This window comes from Microbacterium sp. FW305-3-2-15-F-LB2, assembly GCF_058787255.1.
Genome location: NZ_JBYSZO010000001.1, coordinates 539,958 through 560,513 on the forward strand (window position 1 = coordinate 539,958; position 20,556 = coordinate 560,513).

At 65.4% G+C, this 20,556-nt stretch carries 31 protein-coding genes; 28 read left to right on the top strand and 3 right to left on the bottom strand.

The features are described 5' to 3' along the window. Positions 1-25: 25 nt before the first annotated feature. The 3 genes from AC3WLZ_RS02545 to AC3WLZ_RS02555 all read left to right on the top strand — a co-directional run bounded on the left by AC3WLZ_RS02545 (position 26) and on the right by AC3WLZ_RS02555 (position 2,776). Entirely contained in the window at positions 26-832 is an 807-nt protein-coding gene (locus AC3WLZ_RS02545) for a glycosyltransferase (protein ID WP_492468951.1), read from the top strand. Beyond that, positions 819-1,724 carry a glycosyltransferase family 2 protein gene (locus tag AC3WLZ_RS02550; protein WP_492468952.1) on the top strand — a complete coding sequence of 302 codons (906 nt, stop codon included), beginning with the start codon at positions 819-821 and terminating at the stop codon, positions 1,722-1,724. The genes AC3WLZ_RS02545 and AC3WLZ_RS02550 overlap by 14 nt, the downstream gene beginning before the upstream one ends. A 62-nt stretch (positions 1,725-1,786) precedes the next feature. Continuing rightward, on the top strand, positions 1,787-2,776 hold the full coding sequence (locus tag AC3WLZ_RS02555; RefSeq protein ID WP_492468953.1) for a polysaccharide pyruvyl transferase family protein: 990 nt from the start codon (positions 1,787-1,789) through the stop codon (positions 2,774-2,776). Here AC3WLZ_RS02555 and AC3WLZ_RS02560 read toward each other — a convergent pair. The 3 genes from AC3WLZ_RS02560 to AC3WLZ_RS02570 all read right to left on the bottom strand — a co-directional run bounded on the left by AC3WLZ_RS02560 (position 2,770) and on the right by AC3WLZ_RS02570 (position 6,443). Next, positions 2,770-3,816 carry a glycosyltransferase gene (locus tag AC3WLZ_RS02560; protein ID WP_492468954.1) on the bottom strand — a complete coding sequence of 349 codons (1,047 nt, stop codon included), beginning with the start codon at positions 3,814-3,816 and terminating at the stop codon, positions 2,770-2,772. The two genes, AC3WLZ_RS02555 and AC3WLZ_RS02560, sit on opposite strands and share 7 nt — an antisense overlap. 31 nt (positions 3,817-3,847) lie before the next feature. Further along, a complete protein-coding gene (locus AC3WLZ_RS02565; protein ID WP_492468955.1) occupies positions 3,848-5,929 on the bottom strand; it encodes a glycosyl hydrolase family 28-related protein in 2,082 nt (693 codons plus the stop codon). Positions 5,930-6,077: 148 nt separating this feature from the next. Continuing rightward, positions 6,078-6,443: a DUF732 domain-containing protein gene (locus tag AC3WLZ_RS02570; RefSeq protein ID WP_492468956.1), complete on the bottom strand. Its 366-nt coding sequence runs from the start codon at positions 6,441-6,443 to the stop codon at positions 6,078-6,080. A gap of 278 nt (positions 6,444-6,721) precedes the next feature. On the opposite strand from AC3WLZ_RS02570, the gene AC3WLZ_RS02575 reads away from it, so the two are divergent. From AC3WLZ_RS02575 to AC3WLZ_RS02695, 25 genes are all read left to right on the top strand, one after another. Continuing rightward, positions 6,722-6,937 carry an Rv0909 family putative TA system antitoxin gene (locus tag AC3WLZ_RS02575; protein ID WP_292902910.1) on the top strand — a complete coding sequence of 72 codons (216 nt, stop codon included), beginning with the start codon at positions 6,722-6,724 and terminating at the stop codon, positions 6,935-6,937. A gap of 439 nt (positions 6,938-7,376) precedes the next feature. Then, entirely contained in the window at positions 7,377-7,685 is a 309-nt protein-coding gene (gene rpsJ / locus AC3WLZ_RS02580) for a 30S ribosomal protein S10 (protein ID WP_013584016.1), read from the top strand. Between the two features lie 8 nt (positions 7,686-7,693). Next, positions 7,694-8,353, top strand: a complete 660-nt coding sequence (gene rplC, locus AC3WLZ_RS02585) for a 50S ribosomal protein L3 (RefSeq protein WP_134125042.1) — start codon at positions 7,694-7,696, stop codon at positions 8,351-8,353. Positions 8,354-8,357: 4 nt separating this feature from the next. Continuing rightward, entirely contained in the window at positions 8,358-9,020 is a 663-nt protein-coding gene (gene rplD, locus AC3WLZ_RS02590) for a 50S ribosomal protein L4 (protein ID WP_412923544.1), read from the top strand. After that, the gene (gene rplW / locus AC3WLZ_RS02595) at positions 9,017-9,316 is read left to right on the top strand and encodes a 50S ribosomal protein L23 (RefSeq protein ID WP_134125041.1); all 300 of its coding nucleotides are present in this window, start codon (positions 9,017-9,019) and stop codon (positions 9,314-9,316) included. The genes rplD and rplW overlap by 4 nt, the downstream gene beginning before the upstream one ends. A 24-nt stretch (positions 9,317-9,340) precedes the next feature. Continuing rightward, positions 9,341-10,180 (top strand): 50S ribosomal protein L2, encoded by an 840-nt coding sequence (gene rplB, locus AC3WLZ_RS02600; RefSeq protein ID WP_138174677.1) that lies wholly within the window; start codon positions 9,341-9,343, stop codon positions 10,178-10,180. A 12-nt stretch (positions 10,181-10,192) separates the two neighbouring features. Next, positions 10,193-10,474 (top strand): 30S ribosomal protein S19, encoded by a 282-nt coding sequence (gene rpsS / locus AC3WLZ_RS02605; RefSeq protein WP_022878257.1) that lies wholly within the window; start codon positions 10,193-10,195, stop codon positions 10,472-10,474. A gap of 25 nt (positions 10,475-10,499) precedes the next feature. After that, positions 10,500-10,898: a 50S ribosomal protein L22 gene (gene rplV, locus AC3WLZ_RS02610; protein WP_063256604.1), complete on the top strand. Its 399-nt coding sequence runs from the start codon at positions 10,500-10,502 to the stop codon at positions 10,896-10,898. After that, the gene (rpsC, locus tag AC3WLZ_RS02615; protein ID WP_058230882.1) at positions 10,898-11,656 is read left to right on the top strand and encodes a 30S ribosomal protein S3; all 759 of its coding nucleotides are present in this window, start codon (positions 10,898-10,900) and stop codon (positions 11,654-11,656) included. The genes rplV and rpsC overlap by 1 nt, the downstream gene beginning before the upstream one ends. Beyond that, positions 11,656-12,075: a 50S ribosomal protein L16 gene (gene rplP, locus AC3WLZ_RS02620; protein WP_412923546.1), complete on the top strand. Its 420-nt coding sequence runs from the start codon at positions 11,656-11,658 to the stop codon at positions 12,073-12,075. Before rpsC ends, rplP begins: the two co-directional genes overlap by 1 nt. Then, entirely contained in the window at positions 12,075-12,386 is a 312-nt protein-coding gene (rpmC, locus tag AC3WLZ_RS02625; RefSeq protein ID WP_492468957.1) for a 50S ribosomal protein L29, read from the top strand. The genes rplP and rpmC overlap by 1 nt, the downstream gene beginning before the upstream one ends. Beyond that, complete coding sequence (gene rpsQ, locus AC3WLZ_RS02630; RefSeq protein WP_134125036.1) at positions 12,386-12,718, top strand: 30S ribosomal protein S17; 333 nt, start codon at positions 12,386-12,388, stop codon at positions 12,716-12,718. The genes rpmC and rpsQ overlap by 1 nt, the downstream gene beginning before the upstream one ends. Before the next feature lie 34 nt (positions 12,719-12,752). Then, positions 12,753-13,121, top strand: coding sequence for a 50S ribosomal protein L14 (gene rplN, locus AC3WLZ_RS02635; RefSeq protein ID WP_013584005.1), 369 nt, complete (start codon positions 12,753-12,755; stop codon positions 13,119-13,121). Between the two features lie 2 nt (positions 13,122-13,123). After that, positions 13,124-13,483 (top strand): 50S ribosomal protein L24, encoded by a 360-nt coding sequence (rplX, locus tag AC3WLZ_RS02640; protein WP_094736303.1) that lies wholly within the window; start codon positions 13,124-13,126, stop codon positions 13,481-13,483. A gap of 2 nt (positions 13,484-13,485) precedes the next feature. Beyond that, positions 13,486-14,076: a 50S ribosomal protein L5 gene (gene rplE / locus AC3WLZ_RS02645; protein WP_412923547.1), complete on the top strand. Its 591-nt coding sequence runs from the start codon at positions 13,486-13,488 to the stop codon at positions 14,074-14,076. Positions 14,077-14,167: 91 nt separating this feature from the next. Further along, positions 14,168-14,566, top strand: a complete 399-nt coding sequence (rpsH, locus tag AC3WLZ_RS02650; RefSeq protein ID WP_412923548.1) for a 30S ribosomal protein S8 — start codon at positions 14,168-14,170, stop codon at positions 14,564-14,566. A gap of 6 nt (positions 14,567-14,572) precedes the next feature. Beyond that, positions 14,573-15,109, top strand: a complete 537-nt coding sequence (gene rplF / locus AC3WLZ_RS02655) for a 50S ribosomal protein L6 (protein ID WP_076491304.1) — start codon at positions 14,573-14,575, stop codon at positions 15,107-15,109. Between the two features lie 2 nt (positions 15,110-15,111). Beyond that, positions 15,112-15,471 (top strand): 50S ribosomal protein L18, encoded by a 360-nt coding sequence (gene rplR / locus AC3WLZ_RS02660; RefSeq protein ID WP_022877830.1) that lies wholly within the window; start codon positions 15,112-15,114, stop codon positions 15,469-15,471. Next, positions 15,468-16,148, top strand: coding sequence for a 30S ribosomal protein S5 (gene rpsE, locus AC3WLZ_RS02665; protein ID WP_022877829.1), 681 nt, complete (start codon positions 15,468-15,470; stop codon positions 16,146-16,148). Before rplR ends, rpsE begins: the two co-directional genes overlap by 4 nt. Then, positions 16,148-16,333 (top strand): 50S ribosomal protein L30, encoded by a 186-nt coding sequence (gene rpmD / locus AC3WLZ_RS02670; protein ID WP_013583998.1) that lies wholly within the window; start codon positions 16,148-16,150, stop codon positions 16,331-16,333. The genes rpsE and rpmD overlap by 1 nt, the downstream gene beginning before the upstream one ends. Further along, positions 16,333-16,869, top strand: a complete 537-nt coding sequence (rplO, locus tag AC3WLZ_RS02675; RefSeq protein WP_492468959.1) for a 50S ribosomal protein L15 — start codon at positions 16,333-16,335, stop codon at positions 16,867-16,869. Before rpmD ends, rplO begins: the two co-directional genes overlap by 1 nt. Before the next feature lie 109 nt (positions 16,870-16,978). After that, positions 16,979-18,298 (top strand): preprotein translocase subunit SecY, encoded by a 1,320-nt coding sequence (gene secY / locus AC3WLZ_RS02680; protein WP_412923550.1) that lies wholly within the window; start codon positions 16,979-16,981, stop codon positions 18,296-18,298. Next, entirely contained in the window at positions 18,295-18,885 is a 591-nt protein-coding gene (locus AC3WLZ_RS02685) for an adenylate kinase (protein ID WP_492468960.1), read from the top strand. The genes secY and AC3WLZ_RS02685 overlap by 4 nt, the downstream gene beginning before the upstream one ends. Before the next feature lies 1 nt (position 18,886). Next, the gene (gene map / locus AC3WLZ_RS02690; RefSeq protein WP_492468961.1) at positions 18,887-19,729 is read left to right on the top strand and encodes a type I methionyl aminopeptidase; all 843 of its coding nucleotides are present in this window, start codon (positions 18,887-18,889) and stop codon (positions 19,727-19,729) included. After that, entirely contained in the window at positions 19,726-20,430 is a 705-nt protein-coding gene (locus tag AC3WLZ_RS02695) for a DsbA family protein (protein ID WP_492468962.1), read from the top strand. The genes map and AC3WLZ_RS02695 overlap by 4 nt, the downstream gene beginning before the upstream one ends. The last annotated feature ends 126 nt before the right edge of the window (positions 20,431-20,556 follow it).

Consider the following 20,556-nt stretch of genomic DNA (forward strand, 5'->3'; position numbering starts at 1 on the left):
CAGCGCAGAGGGTTTGCGCTCGTCCGTGCCTGCGGTCATCTGGAATCCGTTCCTCAGCGTGTCGAACGTCTGGGATGCCGTCGCGTCCGGTGACCGCAAGCTCGCTTTCGACATGCTGGACGATTGGACGGAGCACTACGCTTTCGATGTCATCCGAAGCGAGGTCAGACTTGCTTATCAGCGGCTGTTCGACCGAGTGGATGTCGTCACTGCGAACTCCGAGGCGACGCTGGCCACAGCGCAGGCTTTCGGAAGGTCGGATGCGCAACTCGTGACGAACGGGTGTGACCCGGAGCGGTTCCCGACCCAATCGCTGGCAGCGGGACCGACAACCGTCGGATATGTCGGCAAGATCGGCAAACGGGTGGACCTCGAGTTGGTTCTCCGTATTGCCGTGGCGTTCCCAGATCTGTCCTTCATCTTTGCTGGGCCGATCCTCGACCGGGAGTACGAAGCCCCTCTGCGCGCTCAACCGAATATTCGGTTGCTGGGCGATGTGCACTACGACCGTGTTCCCGCGCTCTTGCAGACATTCGATATCGGCTGGGTACCTCACCGTGTCGGTGAAGGAGAGGTGGGGGGCGACGTCATCAAGACCTACGAATACCGTGCTGCTGGTCTCCCGGTCATCACAACACCGGTGCTGGGGGCGAAGGATCGGGGGCTCGACGGTGTTCGTGTCGCTGGTCGTGATGAGCAGGAAGCGGTCTTTGCTTCGCTGATTGCGGGTGGTGCGCGCGTAAGGCGCGAGCCGACGACCATCCCGGCGGGTACGACCTGGCACTACAAGGCTGTCTCCCTCCTTGAGAGGCTCGGCGTTGACCACGCCTGATGCCGTCGCCATCTGCGTCGCGACCTACCAGCGCCCGGATCAGTTACGAACGCTCTTGAGCGCGCTCGAGGAGCAGTTGTACGGAGGCCCGTACCGCGTGTACGTCGTGGACAACGACCCCCAGGGCACCGCGAGGGAGGTGGCGGAGGCGTCAAGCTTTGAGCTCGAGTACATCCTCGAGCCCACCCCGGGGATCGTGGCAGCCCGTAACGCCGGACTCGAGCACTCCTTGGAGCCGCTCATCGCCTTCATCGACGATGACGAATACCCCAGCCCTTCGTGGCTGGCGACACTGGCTCAGTGCATGATCGAAAACGACGCGGATGCCGTGTGGGGTCCGGTCGTGTCCATCTTCCCGCCGGAGACTCCGGAGTGGGTCCACGAGGGTAACTTCTTCAGCCGCTCGCGGTACGCAACCGGCACGGTTTTTGACCAGGCCGCCACGAACAACGTCCTGGTGCGCCGCTCCTCGATCGATAGCCTGAGCCTGCCGCGCTTCGACGAGCGGTTCTCGGCAAGCGGTGGCAGCGATTCCCACCTCTTTCACCGCATCAGCAATGCCGGGGGGAAGATCGTGTGGTGTGACGAGGCGATCGTCTACGAGGACGTCCCGATCAGCCGGATGAGCCTCGCATGGTTACGCCAGCGCGCGCGTCGCACGGGTAACGTTCGAGGGCGTCTCCTCGTCGAGGACGGGCGGCGAGGCCGGGCGTGGGTCGAAGGCTTCGCGCGCCTCGCCCTCGGGGCGTTCCGAATCATTGTCGACAGAGTGCGCCGCGTGCCGCCGAACAGCGCTTCACTCAACACCTGGATGCGGGGATGGGGTGTCCTCGACGCCGCTCGGGGCCACGTGGTCATCGAGTATCGCCGCCCTGAGGAGGATCAATCATGAAGGCCTTCATCGCTGCTCACGGACAGCCCGACAACCTGGGCGACTCCGTCTTGCGCCGAGCGATGCTCGATGCCTTCCTGCACCCGGCGGTGGAGCGGCACATTCTTGTGGGGTCGGGCGTTTCCGACTATGCCGCGGGTCTCGGCCTCACCCGAGAAGACCGCATCTACACATCCCGGTCCCGGTGGCAACGTGCAGTCCTCAAGGCCGGTCTGTCTGACCGCGTGGCGTTCGTGACGAATGCCGGCGAAGTGCAGCTGAACGGCAGACGTGCCAAGATCGCCCTCGCCGACATTCCGACTGCGGCCCTCGTGCGCCTGCGCGGAGGTATGACGATCCAGACGGGTATGGCGTTCCGCGTACCCCACGGGCCGTTTCCTTGGCAGATCGCCATCGTTTCGCGCCTCAGCCGCCTCGCTACCTGGCGTGACTCGCCCAGCCGAGACTACGCGGGCACGGGCGAGGTGACGCCCGATTGGGCATTCGCCTTGATCGCCACCGGTGATGCGGTCCCGAAGCGCGACCTCCTCGTCGTGACCATGCGCGGCGACCGTCCCGAGCCGACGTCGGCCTTCTTGAAATCCATCGAACAGCTGGGCGCAGAGCGCGGTCTTCGGCCGGTCGTGATCAATCAGGTGGTCCGGGACAAGGATCGGTCGCGGATGATCGCTGACGCTCTGGACGCCGAGTTCATGTCGCCCTGGTCCGGTGGGCCGCACGACGATTTCGAGCGCGTGATCCGGAATATATACGCAAGGGCGGAGCTAGTGATCAGCGATCGTCTCCACGCCCTCGTGATCGGGCTGACGGAGGGGGCGGCGCCTGTCGGAATGACGAGCGGGTCCTCCGAGAAGTTGGACCGCACCTTCGCCGGGGCCGAGATCCACGACGTGTCCTTTGATTTCCGCGATCTCGACGCGGGATCAATCGTCAATCGGGCGAACTCTATCGCTGATCGTCGCGAAGCTCTCGTCACTGCCGCGGAGAACGCGCGAGAGCGTCTGGACGAGCTCGGCCGTCGTATGCGCTCGCTCCTCGTCGATCCTCAGTGAGACCTGTCGGCGGCGAGTCGGCGATAGAGATCGCCGTACTGGGCGCCCACCGTCGACCACGACCGAAGGGGGAGGGCCTTTCCGTTCCTGCGGAGGTGCTCTGACGACTCGAAGTGCCGCATGGCTTCGTCCAGAATCTCGGAGGTGATCTCTCCTTCGTAGGTCTGTACCCATTGCGGACCCGATTCGGCCTGCAGATCGTCCATGGTCTGCGAGGAGGGGACGAGGATGGGAGTCCCGCAGCTGAGCGACAGGAGGGCCGCGCCCGAGTTGTACATGCGTCGGTAGGGGAGCACGACGAAGCCGCTTCGACCGATCTCTTGGACGAGCTCTTCATATTCGAGCAGTTCGCCGCGGAACTCGACGCTGGTGACGGATCCCACTTTCGAACCGATCTCCCGTCCGTACTCGGGATCGGTCGGGCGACCCATGATGGCGAGGGAAACGTCCTGATTCGATCGGTGCAGCGCTTCGAATGCATCCAACAACTGCTCGATCCCCTTATAAGGGCGCAGGAGTCCGAAGAGCAGGATGTGGCGCGGGTCCCGCGGTACGTCGAGTCGATCGCGGAGTTCCTCCGCCACCTGGCTATAGTCGCCGAACGGGATGAAGACGGCATCATCTCCCGCGGGCGTGATCGACGGATAGAGGTAGACCCGCCGCGTGGCGGCTCGCTCCCACCAGCTCAACAGGCGTGACTCGACCGATGTGCCACGTTCGTGAGGGGACTCGTTGTGGACAGTCCACACCGCGGGTTTACGGAAGAACTGGATGCGAAGGAGGAGCAGTACGAACAGGGCGTACTTCACCAGGCGACGCATCGATGTGGATGCGCGGATCGTCGATTCGGGCCAATGCAAGTGAATGACATCCCACCTCCCGACGAGCGCGCGTTTCCACGAGAACTTGATGATCCGAACATCTGCGGGCAGGGCGGACACCAGCGCATAGATCGGCGCACGCGAATTGGTGCCCTTCGATGGACGCATGAGGACGTCGATCCTCTGCGGGCGCGGTCGTTCGTGTGGCGTGCTGTTCACCAGTTCACTGTAACGATCGGCGCGGTGCTTCTTAGGCTAGTTGCTGCCAGATCGTGCCGGTCCACACCAGTGACATCATGCTGTTCGGAGTCATTCGACGGTTCGCCGCGCCGCGGAGGCTCGTCAAGTACGCGGCGCCGTGCCGAACGGTGACCGTGGCCGCGCTCTCACCAGAATTCACCACGTACAAGATCTGTCCGGGGATCGCGCTGGCAACGAGCGCCGGAACGGTCTTGCCGTCAGTCACGATGCACATGAGGATGATCTGCGGATCGCCCGCCCGGTAGATCAGTCGAACGGTCTCGCTGTTGCTAACCTCGTCCTCGCGGCGCGTGATGAAACGCGAAGCCTGCGCCTTCGACGTCCAGTCGATCGTCGATCCGCGCGCGAACCCGACCGACGGGGTCGACAACGGCTCGGTCAGGCGGGCGTTGCGGATGCTCACCGTCACGGAGGATTCCCCCACGACCACGCCTTGCACCCGGCTCGCGTCGCCGTCTCGCCATCGCATCTCGACGCCGTCAATGGACAGCTCGCCCGTCTGTCGGCTCTGGACGCCTCGCAGGGACGCCCCGGAGGTGACGTTCTGTAGGTCGATGGTCCAGTCTCGACCGCGCACCACGCTGTTGCTAAGGATGGCACAGTTCGCACCGTCATCGACCCTCGAGGGGGCTGTGGCGTGGAATCCGTTCACGTCCACGATGGCGTTGTTGACCTGCATGAACGGCATTGCCGAATTCCTGAGATTGATGTTGCGCAGCAGGACCTCTCTCGTCTCGCGCTGGTTGTACTTGGAGTGGGAGGATGATGTGCGGGGGATGATCCGAATTCCCGTCCCGGTGAGCCCTTCACCGTGGAAATCGGTGATGCGGTGTCCCCAGGACGCATCGGCGCCGCTCGACTCCGTGATTACCTGCGCGCCGCTGGTGCATCGGATGGCGCTGCAACTCTTCACCGCATGGTTGCGGCCGCGGAGCGAGAATCCCTCGCGACTGTCGACGGCGATGCAGTTGTCGAAGGTGACGAATTCTGAGCAGGAGTGCGTGTCGAATGCTGCGGCCGATGCGCCGTGGCACACTGAATCGATGACTCGTGTTCCGTATGTAGCGCCATAGAGGACTACGGATGAGTTTGTCGCGATGCGCGGCGTGTCGTCCGAGTACGCGTGACGCACTCTTCGGGCGTGGAGGTTGCGCACGACCCCGTAGGCGCTCGAGTTGTCGAGAATTCCGTATCCGAATTGGCCCGCTGAGGGATTGTCAACGGCACGGTCGATCTGCACACTCTCGACGTCGTAGGCATAGCACCCGCGCATGAGAATGGCGGTTGCCGTCGCAAGGCGCACATGGATGTCGTGGATCGCGGGACGCATGAGCGCGGAGACCACGATCGTTGTTCCGCCCCACCCGGCAGAGACCCCGGCAGGGTCCGTGTCGATCCGGAAGCCCTCGAATCGAACGGGAATATCGCGAAGGCGGGCCGCGCGGATGTTGGTGGAGAATTCGCCATTCGGCGATCCGACGAGGATCGCCGAGTTGCCCGACGTCCGGTCGACCACCATGAAGTCCCCGACCCGTGACTTGTTCGAGGAATCCTGTCTGACTTCGGGGAGCTCGTCGTCGGCGAACACTTTGACGACGTCACCGCGTGACCATCCAGGCGCTGACGACATCGCCAGCTGCACGCCCGGCTGTGCCCCGCCACCCAACTCCACCGACACGGGAGTGATGGAGGTGACCGAGAACGGATCGTCGTATGCACCCGTCAAGAGGACAGCGGCCGCGGTGGGGTGCGCGCGCACGAGTGTTGCCTCGTCGCCGATCAGGGTGAGGCTCTTGCCCTCGTTCGACAGGGTTGACGCGAGGCGATAGGTTCCCGCCGGAACGATGACGGTGCCCCCTTCGGGGCACGCAGCGATCGCAGCTTTCAGCGCCGCGGCGGAATCCGCTGCACCGGTGGGGTCCAGGCCGGGAAACCTGTCGGGGGTTGCGACGATTGCGATCTGATCGACAACTTCGGATGAAGCGGGTGTGTCTGCGGCGTGCGCACTGGAGGGCTGCATCAGGGAGCTTGCGCCCCACCCGCCCACCGCCGCGACGCCGGCGGCCAACACTCCGCGTCGCGAGTGGGAGCCGCCTAGTGCACGATCGGGCTGAGATATCGGAAAAGTCATTTGGAGTCCTTCGTCTCGCGTGCTGATCAGGGGGCTTCATGCGGTGGAGCAATCTAGGCGGCTGGCCACAGAGCGCTTCGCCCGTTCCTTAGCCGTACTGTGGGCAGAGATTCTTGTGAGCCTGGGAAACGACGAGATCGTTGTTCGACCGTGATGCGTCGGAATCGTCAGCCATGACGTATATATCAGGCTCCGGCTTGCCTCCCTCTAGTTCAGAGCACGCATTGTTGCCGAGCTCGATCCACGTCGTTTCTGGCGTCTCGCCGCCCTGCCAGGCCTCGCGAACAGCAGCCAGGTATGCCTCTTCTGAACCGATCGCCAACTCGGCTTCCGTCTCTGGTGTGACGGGCTGTGCTTCGTTGGGAAGGTCGGTGGGGGAGTTCTCCGTGGCGCTTGTGCTCGGAGATGCCGATGCCGGTGAGGCGGAACTTTGCGGGCCACGGGAGTCGGTCACGCTAATGTCCGGGGCGACGCAGCCCGCGCATACGAGCAAGAGCCCCGTCATGCCGAGCGCTGCAATCGTCCTCCTCATATCTCCGACCTTACGGGGGGTCGGTGCGGACATAGAAGATGCAAATACCGACAGATAATGCGAAAAGCGTTGTCGTCGCGGTGAAACTCTTGCCTAAGATCTGCGTCGTGGCCACCGGGCTACCGAGGTGGGTGCATCTGCAACGGCCTGCACGACGTGTGCACGGTCGCTACCTCCACCGTTCACCGAGGGAGACGCACATGGGTGTCGACGACATCATCAACAAGGGCAAGCAGCTCCTCGAGCAGAACCGCGACAAGATCGAGGAGGCTCTCAAGAGCGAGAAGGCCGAGGAGGTCAGCGACAAGGTCCTCGACGGCGCTGCTGACGCCATCAAGAAGGTCGTCCCGGCGGAGCACCACGCCAAGGTGGACGAGGTGCGCGAGAACGTCGACAAGAACATCGGCAACGCCTGAGAACCGCGACATTCGCGCGACGCCGTCCCCGGGAATCGGGGGCGGCGTCGTCGCGTTGACGAGCGGGGGCTGAGGATATGCCGGACGCGACACGCCCGGGTTTGCGACACGCCCGAGTGGCCCGTAGACTATCCAGGTTCCACATTCCGGCGTGCGCTCGGCGCGCGCCAGGATCACTGCCAGGGCAGTGCACAGGCGGCGCGTGAGCGCAGGGTCCTGGGCCGCGGGCAGCAGAACACACACCGAACCCCCTCATCCTTCACGGGATTCGCACGCCTGCGTGCGAGGGGCGGGCCGGATGCCATGGCGTCCGGTTTGACAGCTGAACAGCGGTGCAGCATCTCTCGCGAAAGCGAGGGGAAGTGCCAGGGCGCGAGAGCGCCACCGTGCGTCCGATGCCCTTGGTCGGGTAAGACGCGAGAAAGAGAGTGAGCAGACAATGGCGGGACAGAAGATCCGCATTCGCCTGAAGTCGTACGACCACGCCGGACTGGACTCGTCCGCGCGCAAGATCGTCGACACCGTGACCCGTGCCGGCGCCACCGTGGTGGGCCCGGTTCCCCTGCCGACCGAGAAGAACGTCGTGTGCGTCATCCGGTCGCCCCACAAGTACAAGGACAGCCGCGAGCACTTCGAGATGCGCACCCACAAGCGCCTCATCGACATCATCGACCCGACGCCCAAGGCCGTCGACTCGCTGATGCGCCTCGACCTCCCGGCCGATGTCAACATCGAGATCAAGCTCTGAGGTTCGACATGGCTGACATCAACTCCAAGATCTCCAAGGGCCTCCTCGGCACCAAGCTCGGCATGACCCAGGTGTGGGACGAGAACGGCAAGCTCGTTCCCGTCACCGTCATCGAGGTCGCTCCGAACGTCGTGACCCAGCTCCGCTCTGTCGAGAAGGACGGCTACAACGCCGTTCAGATCGGCTACGGCCAGATCGACCCCCGCAAGGTGAACAAGCCCCTGACGGCCCACTTCGAGGCCGCGGGCGTGACCCCGCGTCGTCACCTCACCGAGGTTCGCACCGCGGATGCCGCTGACTACTCGCTCGGTCAGGAGCTCACCGTGGACGGCCTGTTCGAGGCCGGCCAGCTGGTCGACGTCGTCGGCACCAGCAAGGGCAAGGGCACCGCCGGTGTCATGAAGCGTCACAACTTCAAGGGTGTCTCCGCTTCGCACGGTTCGCACCGCAACCACCGCAAGCCCGGTTCGATCGGCGCGTCGTCGACCCCGAGCCGCGTCTTCAAGGGCATGCGCATGGCCGGCCGTATGGGTGGCGAGCGCGTGACCGTCCTCAACCTCACGGTGCACGCCGTCGACGCCGAGAAGGGTCTGCTGCTCGTCAAGGGCGCCGTCCCCGGTGCCCGCGGCCGCATCGTTTACGTCCGCAACGCAGTGAAGGGTGCCTGATCTCATGGCTGACTCGACTCTCGCGCTCGACGTTCGCAAGTCCGACGGCAAGAAGGCCGGCTCCGTGGAGCTGCCCGCCGCGATCTTCGACGTCAAGACGAACATCCCGCTGATCCACCAGGTCGTCGTCGCCCAGCGCGCCGCCGCCCGCCAGGGCACCCACTCGACCAAGCGTCGTGGTGAGGTCTCCGGTGCCGGTCGCAAGCCCTTCAAGCAGAAGGGCACGGGTAACGCCCGTCAGGGTTCGATCCGCGCGCCGCACATGACCGGTGGTGGCATCGTCCACGGCCCCAAGCCCCGTGACTACGGCCAGCGCACCCCCAAGAAGATGATCGCCGCCGCCCTCCTGGGCGCGCTGAGCGACCGGGCTCGCGGCGAGCGTCTGCACGTCGTCGAGACCTTCGGCATCGAGGGTGCTCCGTCGACCAAGGCCGCGGCCGCCGTTCTGAACGCCTTCGGTGCGGTCAAGAATGTCCTCGTCGTGATCGACCGCGACGACGAGCTGACCGTCAAGAGCGTGCGCAACCTCGCGTACGTCCACGTGCTGACCTACGGCCAGCTGAACGCCTACGACGTGCTCGTCTCCGACGACATCGTCTTCACCAAGGCCGCCTACGACGCGTTCGTCGCGTCGAAGTCCGGCGTCACCGAGGAGGTCTCGGCATGACCACCGTCAACAAGGACCCGCGCGACATCATCCTGAAGCCGGTCGTCTCCGAGAAGAGCTACTCGCTCATCGACGAGGGCAAGTACACGTTCCTCGTGGACCCCCGCGCCTCGAAGACCGAGATCAAGCTCGCCATCGAGAAGATCTTCGGCGTCAAGGTGGCCTCGGTCAACACGATCAACCGCGTGGGCAAGGCCCGTCGCACCCGCTTCGGCATCGGCAAGCGCAAGGACACCAAGCGCGCGATCGTCAGCCTCAAGTCGGGGACCATCGACATCTTCACGGCAGTCGGCTGACGGTCGGGATAGAGGACAAGAACAATGGCTATTCGCAAGTACAAGCCCACGACGCCTGGTCGCCGCGGCTCGTCGGTGGCCGACTTCGCCGAGATCACCCGATCGACGCCCGAGAAGTCGCTGCTGCGCCCGCTGTCGAAGACCGGTGGCCGTAACAACCAGGGCCGCATCACGACGCGTCACATCGGTGGCGGTCACAAGCGTCAGTACCGTCTGATCGACTTCCGTCGTAACGACAAGGACGGCATCGACGCCAAGGTCGCTCACATCGAGTACGACCCCAACCGCACCGCGCGCATCGCGCTCCTGCACTACGTGGACGGCGAGAAGCGCTACATCCTCGCGCCGAACAAGCTGTCGCAGGGCGATGTCGTCGAGTCCGGTGCCGGTGCCGACATCAAGCCCGGCAACAACCTGCCGCTGCGCAACATCCCGACCGGTACCGTGATCCACGCGATCGAGCTGCGCCCCGGTGGCGGCGCGAAGATGGCCCGTTCGGCCGGCGCCTCGGTACGTCTGGTCGCCAAGGACGGCCCCTACGCGCAGCTGCGTCTGCCCTCGGGTGAGATCCGCAACGTCGACGTGCGCTGCCGCGCCACGATCGGCGAGGTCGGCAACGCCGAGCAATCGAACATCAACTGGGGCAAGGCCGGCCGCAAGCGCTGGAAGGGCGTCCGCCCGACCGTCCGCGGTGTCGCCATGAACCCGGTCGACCACCCGCACGGTGGTGGTGAGGGCAAGACGTCCGGTGGTCGTCACCCCGTGTCGCCGTGGGGTAAGGCCGAGGGCCGCACCCGCCACGCGAACAAGGAAAGCGACAAGCTGATCGTCCGCCGTCGCACCGCCGGCAAGAAGCGTAAGTAGGAGTAGAGGAAGATGCCTCGCAGCCTTAAGAAGGGCCCCTTCGTCGACGAGCACCTGCTTCGCAAGGTCGTCTCGCAGAACGAAGCCGGCACCAAGAACGTCATCAAGACCTGGTCGCGCCGTTCGATGATCATCCCCGCCATGCTGGGACACACCATCGCCGTGCACGACGGTCGCAAGCACATCCCCGTGTTCGTGACCGAGACCATGGTCGGCCACAAGCTGGGCGAGTTCTCGCCCACCCGCACCTTCCGCGGCCACGTGAAGGACGACAAGAAGGGCCGCCGCCGCTGACGCGGGGGCGTAAGAGGAGAGAGAAATGGTGGAGTCCATCGCACGCGTGCGACACATCCGCGTGACCCCTCAGAAGGCTCGTCGTGTCGTCGCTCTCATCAAGGGAAAGCAGGCCGAAGAGGCCCTCGCGATCCTGAAGTTCGCGCCCCAGAGCGCGAGTGAGCCGATCTACAAGCTCGTCGCCTCGGCGATCGCGAACGCTCGCGTCACCGCCGACAAGACGAACGAGTACCTGGATGACGCCGACCTGTACGTGAAGAACGCGTACGTCGACGAGGGCACGACGCTCAAGCGTTTCCAGCCCCGCGCACAGGGTCGCGCCTTCCAGATCAAGAAGCGCACGAGCCACATCACGGTCGTGCTCGCGACGCCGGAAGACGCTGCTGCGGCCCCGGCTCGCGCCAACAAGAAGGCGAGCAAGTAATGGGACAGAAGGTCAACCCGTACGGCTTCCGCCTCGGCATCACCACCGACCACGTGTCGCGGTGGTTCTCCGACTCGACGAAGCCCGGACAGCGCTACGCCGATTACCTCGCCGAGGACATCAAGATCCGTCGCCTGCTGACCACCTCGCTCGACCGCGCGGGCGTCAGCAACATCGAGATCGAGCGCACGCGTGACCGCGTTCGCGTCGACATCCACACCGCCCGCCCGGGCATCGTGATCGGTCGCCGCGGCGCCGAGGCCGAGCGCATCCGCGCCGACCTCGAGAAGCTCACCGGCAAGCAGATCCAGCTGAACATCCTCGAGGTCAAGAACCCCGAGGCCGACGCTCAGCTCGTCGCCCAGGGCGTCGCCGAGCAGCTCTCCGCCCGCGTGGCCTTCCGCCGCGCGATGCGCAAGGGTCTGCAGGGCGCTCAGCGCGCCGGCGCCAAGGGTGTCCGCATCCAGGTGTCGGGCCGCCTCGGCGGCGCCGAGATGAGCCGCTCCGAGTTCTACCGCGAAGGCCGTGTGCCCCTGCACACCCTGCGCGCGAACATCGACTACGGCTTCTACGAGGCCAAGACGACCTTCGGCCGCATCGGCGTGAAGGTCTGGATCTACAAGGGCGACCTCACCAACAAGGAGCTCGCCCGCGAGCAGGCCAACGCCCCCAAGTCCCGCGGTCGTGACGACCGTGGCGGCGACCGTCGTCGTGGCCCCCGCAACGAGGCCCCCGTGGCAGAAGGAGCGTCGGCGTAATGCTCATCCCCCGCAAGGTCAAGTACCGCAAGCAGCACCACCCCGGTCGTTCGGGCCAGGCCACCGGTGGCACCGAGGTGTCGTTCGGTGAGTTCGGCATCCAGGCTCTGACCCCCGCTTACGTGACCAACCGTCAGATCGAGTCCGCTCGTATCGCGATGACGCGTCACATCAAGCGTGGTGGAAAGGTGTGGATCAACATCTACCCCGACCGTCCGCTCACCAAGAAGCCGGCCGAAACCCGCATGGGTTCCGGTAAGGGTTCGCCCGAGTGGTGGGTTGCGAACGTCAAGCCGGGTCGCGTCCTCTTCGAGGTCGCGGGCGTCAACGAGGAACTCGCTCGTGAGGCCCTGACCCGTGCCATCCACAAGCTGCCGCTCAAGGCACGCATCATCAAGCGCGAGGGAGGCGACGCGTAATGGCGATCGGCACCAAGCAGCTCGCCCCGAGCGAGCTCGACACGTTCGAAGACCAGCGCCTCGTCGAGGAGCTGCGCAAGGCCAAGGAAGAGCTGTTCAACCTGCGCTTCCAGTCGGCCACCGGCCAGCTCGAGAGCCACGGCCGCATCCGTGCGGTCAAGCGCGACATCGCGCGGCTGTACACGGTGATCCGCGAGCGCGAGCTCGGCATCCGTGCCACGCCGGCCCCGGTCGAGGCGACCAAGGCGAAGAAGACCAAGGTGAAGAAGGCGGATGCCGCTGACGACGCCGTGAAGGAAGAGGCGGAGTAATGGCTACCGCGAAGAAGGCAGAGGCCGAGGCGCAGGTCGTCGGTCACGAGCACGCCGCCAACGACGTGCGCGACGAGAACGCCCGCGGTTACCGCAAGGCGCGTCGCGGCTACGTCGTCAGCGACAAGATGGACAAGACGATCGTCGTCGAGGTCGAGGACCGCGTGAAGCACCCGCTCTACGGCAAGGTCATCCGCCGCACGTCGAAGGTCAAGGCCCACGACGAGACGAACTCGGCCGGCATCGGCGACCTGGTCGTCATCAACGAGACCCGTCCGCTCAGCGCCACCAAGCGCTGGCGCCTGGTCGAGATCCTCGAGAAGGCCAAGTAAGCCTCGCGGCTGCTTGGAACCCAAGGAGTAAAAAGTGATTCAGAACGAATCCCGGCTGAAGGTCGCCGACAACACCGGCGCCAAGGAGCTGCTGACCATCCGTGTGCTCGGCGGCTCGAACCGTCGGTACGCGGGCCTGGGCGACGTCATCGTCGCCACGGTCAAGGACGCGATCCCCGGTGGAAACGTCAAGAAGGGCGACGTGGTCAAGGCCGTCGTCGTCCGAGTGGTCAAGCAGACCCGTCGTCCCGACGGCTCGTACATCAAGTTCGACGAGAACGCCGCCGTGATCCTGAAGAACGACGGGGAGCCCCGCGGCACCCGCATCTTCGGACCGGTCGGCCGTGAGCTTCGCGACAAGAAGTTCATGAAGATCGTCTCGCTCGCCCCGGAGGTCATTTGATCATGGCGAAGATCAAGAAGGGCGACCTGGTTCAGGTCATCTCGGGCGCCAAGCCCGAGCGCGGCGGAGACCGCGGCAAGCAGGGTAAGGTCCTCGAGGTCCTCACCGAGCAGAACCGCGTCATCGTCGAGGGCGTGAACTACGTCACGAAGCACAACCGCGTGGGCCAGTCCCAGCGCGGGACCAAGACCGGCGGCATCGAGACGTTCGAGGCCCCGATCCACATCTCCAACGTCGCGCTCGTCGACCCCTCCACCAAGAAGCCGACCCGTGTCGGCCACCGTGTCGAGGAGCAGGTGAAGGACGGCGTCAAGCGCACCGTCCGCGTGCGCTTCGCGAAGAAGTCAGGCAAGGACCTCTGAGAATGAGCACTGTGACTGCCGCGGAGGCTGGCAAGATCCAGCCCCGCCTGAAGCAGAAGTACAACACCGAGATCAAGAAGGCCCTGCAGGAAGAGTTCGGCTACGCGAACGTCATGCAGATCCCCGGCCTGGTCAAGGTCGTCGTGAACACCGGTGTCGGCGAGGCAGCTCGTGACAGCAAGGTGATCGATGGTGCGGTCGACGACCTCACCAAGATCACCGGTCAGAAGCCCATCGTCACCAAGGCCCGCAAGTCCATCGCGCAGTTCAAGCTGCGCGAGGGCCAGGCCATCGGTGCACACGTCACCCTCCGCGGTGACCGTGCGTGGGAGTTCCTCGACCGCCTCGTCAACCTCGCTCTGCCCCGTATCCGCGACTTCCGCGGTCTCTCGGCCCAGCAGTTCGACGGCAACGGCAACTACACCTTCGGTCTCCAGGAGCAGTCCGTGTTCCACGAGATCGATCAGGACCGCATCGACCGCGTGCGTGGTTTCGACATCACGATCGTCACCACCGCCAAGACCGATGACGAGGGTCGTTCGCTGCTGCGTCAGCTCGGCTTCCCGTTCCAGTCGGCGGACGCTCAGGCCTGAGCCCCGGGCCCCCGGGATCCCGGGGGCCTCTCATCGAAGGTCGCCTGTCGTGTAACGGCAGTCGAAACCTCATGATCGAAAGAAGCAACACATGACGATGACAGACCCGGTCGCAGACATGCTGACCCGTCTGCGCAACGCGAACTCGGCGCACCACGACTCCGTGTCGCTGCCGAGCTCCAAGCTCAAGACCCACATCGCCGAAATCCTCAAGCAGGAGGGTTACATCGCCGGCTGGACCGTTTCGGACGCCCGTGTCGGCCAGACCCTCACCCTGACGCTGAAGTACGGCCCGAACCGCGAGCGGTCGATCGCCGGCATCAAGCGCGTGTCGAAGCCCGGTCTTCGCGTGTACGCGAAGTCCACCGAGGTCCCCACGGTCCTCGGCGGCCTGGGCGTCGCCATCCTGTCCACCTCCTCCGGTCTCCTCACCGACCGTCAGGCCGAGCAGAAGGGCGTCGGCGGGGAAGTCCTCGCCTACGTGTGGTGATCTGACATGTCGCGTATTGGACGTCTTCCCATCGACATCCCCGCCGGTGTCACCGTTTCGGTGAACGGCCGGGAGGTCGCCGTCAAGGGCCCCAAGGGCGAGCTCACGCTCACCGTGGCATCCCCCCTCGAGGTGTCGGTCGAGGAGAACCAGGTTCTCGTCACCCGCCCCGACGACGAGCGCGAGTCGCGGTCGCTTCACGGCCTGACCCGCACGCTCATCAACAACAACATCATCGGTGTCACCCAGGGCTACACCAAGGGCCTCGAGGTCGTCGGTACGGGTTACCGCGTGGCGCAGAAGGGCAGCTCGGTCGAGTTCGCCCTCGGCTTCTCGCACCCCGTCCTGATCGACCCGCCCGCGGGCATCACCCTCACGGTCGAAGGCAACAACAAGCTGACCGTGAGCGGCATCGACAAGCAGGCCGTCGGCGAGGCCGCCGCCAACATCCGCAAGATCCGCAAGCCCGAGCCCTACAAGGGCAAGGGTGTGCGGTACGCGGGCGAGGTTGTGCGCCGCAAGGCCGGAAAGAGTGGTAAGTAGCCATGGCTATCAAGACAAAGTCCGCCGCCCGCGCGCGTCGCCACGCTCGTCTGCGCAAGAAGGTCGTGGGTACGGAGCTCCGTCCCCGTCTCGTCGTGACGCGTTCGGCCCGCCACGTCTTCGTCCAGCTGGTCGACGACAGCAAGGGTCACACCGTGGCCTCGGCCTCGACCCTCGAGGTCGACCTGCGCTCGTTCGACGGTGACAAGACCGCCAAGGCCCGCAAGGTCGGCGAACTCGTCGCCGAGCGTGCCAAGGCCGCCGGCTTCTCGGACGTCGTGTTCGACCGCGGCGGCAACCGTTACGCCGGTCGTGTCGCCGCGATCGCCGAAGGCGCCCGCGAAGGAGGGCTGAACCTGTGAGTGACAACAAGGAGACCGAAGTGACCGAGCAGACTGCACCGACTGAGGGTGCGGCTGGGTCCCAGGCACCCGCCGAGCGTGAGCGCGAGCCCCGCCGCGGTGGTCGCGAGCGCAACGCCAACCAGCGCGACCGTGGTTCGCGCGACCGCAACGAGAGCCAGTTCCTCGAGCGCGTCGTGACGATCAACCGCGTGTCGAAGGTCGTCAAGGGTGGTCGCCGCTTCAGCTTCACGGCGCTCGTCGTCGTGGGCGACGGCAACGGTGTCGTGGGTGTCGGCTACGGCAAGGCCCGCGAAGTCCCCCTCGCCATCTCGAAGGGTGTCGAGGAAGCCAAGCGCAACTTCTTCCGCGTCCCCCGCTCCGGCTCGACCATCCCGCACCCCGTCCAGGGTGAGGCTGCCGCCGGTGTGGTGCTCCTGCGCCCCGCCGCTGCCGGTACCGGTGTTATCGCCGGTGGTCCCGTCCGCGCCGTCCTCGAGTGCGCCGGCATCCACGATGTCCTCTCGAAGTCGCTCGGTTCGTCGAACACGATCAACATCGTGCACGCGACCGTCGAGGCGCTGAAGTCGCTCGAGGAGCCCCGCGCCGTGGCCGCCCGCCGCGGTCTGGAGTTCGACCAGGTCGCCCCGGCCCGCCTCGTGCGCGCCGAGGCCGCCGCTCAGAAGGTAGGTGCCTGATGGCCGAGCGTCTGAAGGTCACGCAGATCAAGTCCAAGGTGAGCGAGAAGCAGAACCAGCGCGACACGCTGCGCTCGCTCGGTCTCAAGCGGATCGGCGACTCGGTCGTCCGTCCCGACGACGCGCAGACGCGCGGCTACGTCAAGACCGTCGCCCACCTCGTCAAGGTTGAGGAGATCGACTAATGGCTGACAAGAAGGACGAGACCGCCACGGTCGACGCCCCGAAGAAGGCAGCGGCCCGTAAGCCGGCCGCGAAGAAGGATGCCGCTCCCACGGCGCGCCCCGGCGTGCTGAAGGTCCACCACCTCCGTCCCGTCCCGGGCGCTCACACCGCGAAGACCCGTGTCGGTCGCGGTGAGGGCTCCAAGGGTAAGACGGCCGGTCGCGGTACCAAGGGAACCAAGGCCCGTTACCAGGTCAAGGTTGGCTTCGAGGGTGGGCAGATGCCGCTGCACATGCGCACCCCGAAGCTCCGCGGCTTCAAGAACCCGTTCCGGGTCGAGTACCAGGTCGTCAACCTCGACAAGCTGGCCGAGCTCTACCCCCAGGGCGGCGACGTCACCGTCGTCGACCTCGTGGCCAAGGGTGCCGTTCGCAAGAACGAGAAGGTCAAGGTGCTCGGCACCGGCGACATCTCGGTCGCGCTCAACGTGTCGGTCGACAAGGTCTCCGGCTCTGCGGAGCAGAAGATCGTCGCCGCCGGCGGCTCGATCAACTGACGCATCATCCTGTGAGGGGTCGGCGGCCGTGTGGCCGTCGGCCCCTTCTGGGTTAGTCTGATTCCGTGTGCGCCCTGTTGCGCGCCGAGATCGTTCTGGAGGATTCCCCTTGTTCAGCGCCATCGCGCGGGTCTTTCGCACGCCCGACCTGAGGCGGAAGATCGCCTTCACGCTGGGCATCATCGCCATCTACCGGCTGGGTGCCCACGTTCCGACGCCTTTCGTCGACTTCCCGAACGTTCAGAGCTGTCTCGCTCAGTCCGGGAGCACCGAGGGCTTGCTCTCCCTGGTGAACCTCTTCTCGGGCGGCGCCCTCCTCCAGCTGTCGATCTTCGCTCTCGGAGTGATGCCGTACATCACGGCGACGATCATCGTGCAGCTTCTGCGCGTCGTCATCCCGCACTTCGAAACGCTGTACAAAGAGGGTCAGGCCGGCCAGGCCAAGCTCACGCAGTACACGCGCTACCTGACCATCGCTCTGGCGCTCCTGCAGTCCACCACCCTCGTGACGGTCGCTCGCTCCGGGCAGCTGCTCGGCAACGGTGCTCCCGAGTGCCAGCAGTTGCTCACCAACGACATCTGGTGGGCGCAGCTGCTCATGATCATCACGATGACCGCCGGCACCGGCCTGGTCATGTGGTTCGCCGAGCTCGTCACCGAGCGCGGTGTGGGCAACGGCATGTCCATCCTGATCTTCACGTCCGTCGCTGCCACGTTCCCCGCCGCGATGCTCGCCATCCTGAACACGCGTGGTGTGGAAGTCTTCCTCCTCGTCCTCGCGGTCGGCATCGTCGTGGTCGCGCTCGTGGTGTTCGTCGAGCAGTCACAGCGGCGTATCCCCGTGCAGTATGCAAAGCGGATGGTCGGTCGACGCACGTATGGGGGCACCAACACCTACATCCCGATCAAGGTGAACATGGCCGGTGTCGTGCCGGTCATCTTCGCGTCGTCGCTCCTGTACATCCCCGCGCTGATCGCGCAGTTCAACCAGCCTCAGGCGGGTCAGGAACCGGCTCCGTGGGTCACGTGGATCTCGCAGTACCTCACGCGTGGCGACCACCCGCTGTATATGCTCGTCTACTTCCTGCTCATCGTCGGCTTCACGTACTTCTACGTCGCGATCACGTTCAACCCTGTCGACGTCGCGGACAACATGAAGAAGTACGGCGGCTTCATTCCCGGTATCCGGGCCGGCCGTCCGACCGCCGAGTACCTCGATTACGTGCTGACGCGCATCACGCTGCCCGGTTCCATCTACCTCGGCCTCATCGCCCTGCTGCCGCTCGTGGCGCTGGCGACGGTCGGTGCCAACCAGAACTTCCCGTTCGGCGGAGCGTCGATCCTCATCATCGTCGGCGTCGGACTCGAGACGGTGAAGCAGATCGACGCGCAACTTCAGCAGCGTCACTACGAAGGGCTGCTGCGATGACCGCGCGTCTTCTGATCGTCGGACCTCAGGGCTCGGGCAAGGGAACGCAGGGGGTCCGTGTCGGCGAAGCGCTCGGTGTCCCCGTCGTCTCCACGGGCGACGTCTTCCGTGCCAACGTCGCACAGGGCACCGAGTTGGGTCTGCAGGTCAAGTCCATCATCGACGCGGGAGACCTCGTCTCCGACGAGCTCACGAGCGCCGTCGTCCGCGACCGCCTGTCCCAGGCCGATGCGGCCGAGGGCTTCCTCCTCGATGGATATCCGCGGAATCTCGCCCAGGTGATGCACCTGGACGAGTTCCTCGAGGGGCGTGAAGAGAAGCTGGATGCCGTCATCGCGCTGGTCGTGCCGCGGGATGAGTCGATGTCGCGTTTGACCGCGCGTGCGGTCGAGCAGGGTCGTGCCGACGACACCGAGGACGCTATCGCGACTCGTCTCGCCATCTACGAGCGCGAGACCGCCCCGATCCTCGACGTGTACGCCACGCGCGGCATCGTCGACGAGATCGACGGCGTGGGCGGTCTCGACGAGATCACCGCGCGCATCTTCGCGGCGCTCGAAGCGCGCGGTCTTCGTCCGGCGCACTGACGTGGTGCTGCGTTCCTCGATCTACAAGAAGCCCGCGCAGCTGCGAGCGATGGTCGAGCCCGGCCTGATCACCGCGGCGGCTCTGGATGCCGTTCGCGCGATGATCGCGCCCGGGGTCACCACGCTCGAACTCGATGCGGCGGCTTCGCGCGTCATCATCGAGCGCGGTGCGAAGTCGAACTTCCAGATGGTGCGGGGGTATCGGCATACGATCTGCGCTTCTGTGAACGAGCAGGTGGTGCACGGCATCCCGAACGATCGGCCTTTGCGGGCGGGCGACCTGCTCTCGATCGACGCCGGCGCCGAGTTCCGCGGGTGGAACGGCGACTCGGCGTTCACCATGGTCGTTCCCGGTGACGCGCCCGAGGATGTGGTGGCGCCGCGGCGCCGTCTCTCCGAGGTGACGGAGGGCTCGCTGTGGGCGGGCATCGCCGCTCTGAGCCGGGCGACGCACCTCGGTGAGGTGAGCGCGGCGATCGAGGGCTACATCGAAGACAACGCCCCCGCGGGCGGATACGGAATCCTGCGGGATTACGTCGGTCACGGGATCGGGCGCAAGATGCACGAGGCGCCGAGCGTGTTCAACTATCGCGTCCCCGACAGGGGTGCCGAAGTGCGTCCAGGACTCGCGGTCGCGATCGAACCGATGGTCGTCATCGGCGATCAGGCGACCGAGGTCGACGACGACGGGTGGACGGTCTCGACGGTCGACGGCACCGCCGGCTCTCATTGGGAACATAGCGTTGCCGTGCACGATGGAGGTGTTTGGGTCCTCACCGCTCCCGATGGCGGTGCGGCGAAGCTGGCACCGTTCGGTGTGGTGCCGAAGGAGATCGACGCATGATGATGGCCGCGGCACGCAAGTCCACGAATTGGTTCGCGATCGGGGTGACGGCCGCTGCGGTGGTCATCGTCCTCGTGATCGGGGGAGTGGTCTGGTTCGCCAACAGTCAGGCGACCTCACCGGGAACCCTGCCCGAGTCTTCGGCCGTGAACGCGGATACGGGCGCGATCGCCGTCGGTTCGGGCGACCAGACCGTCGACACGTACATCGACTTCATGTGCCCCGTCTGCAACAACTTCGAGCAGGCGTACGGTTCGACGCTGCAGCAGCTGGCCGACGACGGCACGATCACGCTGAACATCCACCCGATCGCGATCCTCGACTCGCAGTCGCAGGGCACGCAGTACTCGACGCGCGCGGCCAATGCCGCCTATTGCGTCGCCGTCGACGATCCCGCGAACATTCCGGCGTTCGTGAAGTCGATGTATGCGCAGCAGCCGAAGGAAGGCACCGCGGGCCTCGACGACGCGACGCTCGCCTCGATCGCGAAGGATGCCGGCGCGTCGGATGCCGTGACGTCCTGCATCAGTGACGGTACGTACTCCAAGTACGTCACCGCGTTGACGAAGAAGACGCCGGTGCAGTCGGGCGTGAGCAGCGTCTCGACGCCGACGATCGCCATCAACGGCACCGTGCTCACCAATTCGAAGGACCTCTCGGGCGACCCGCAGAAGGACATCGTCGACCGACTGAACGGGTGAGCCGAGGCGGCGAGTTGCCGCATCGCGCTCTACCACGTATGCTTGATCTTTGGTGCGTTGCGCCTTTATTGGCGTGTCGCAGCACCAAATCCCCATCCACCGCAGACCGGCCGGTCTGCAATGAGC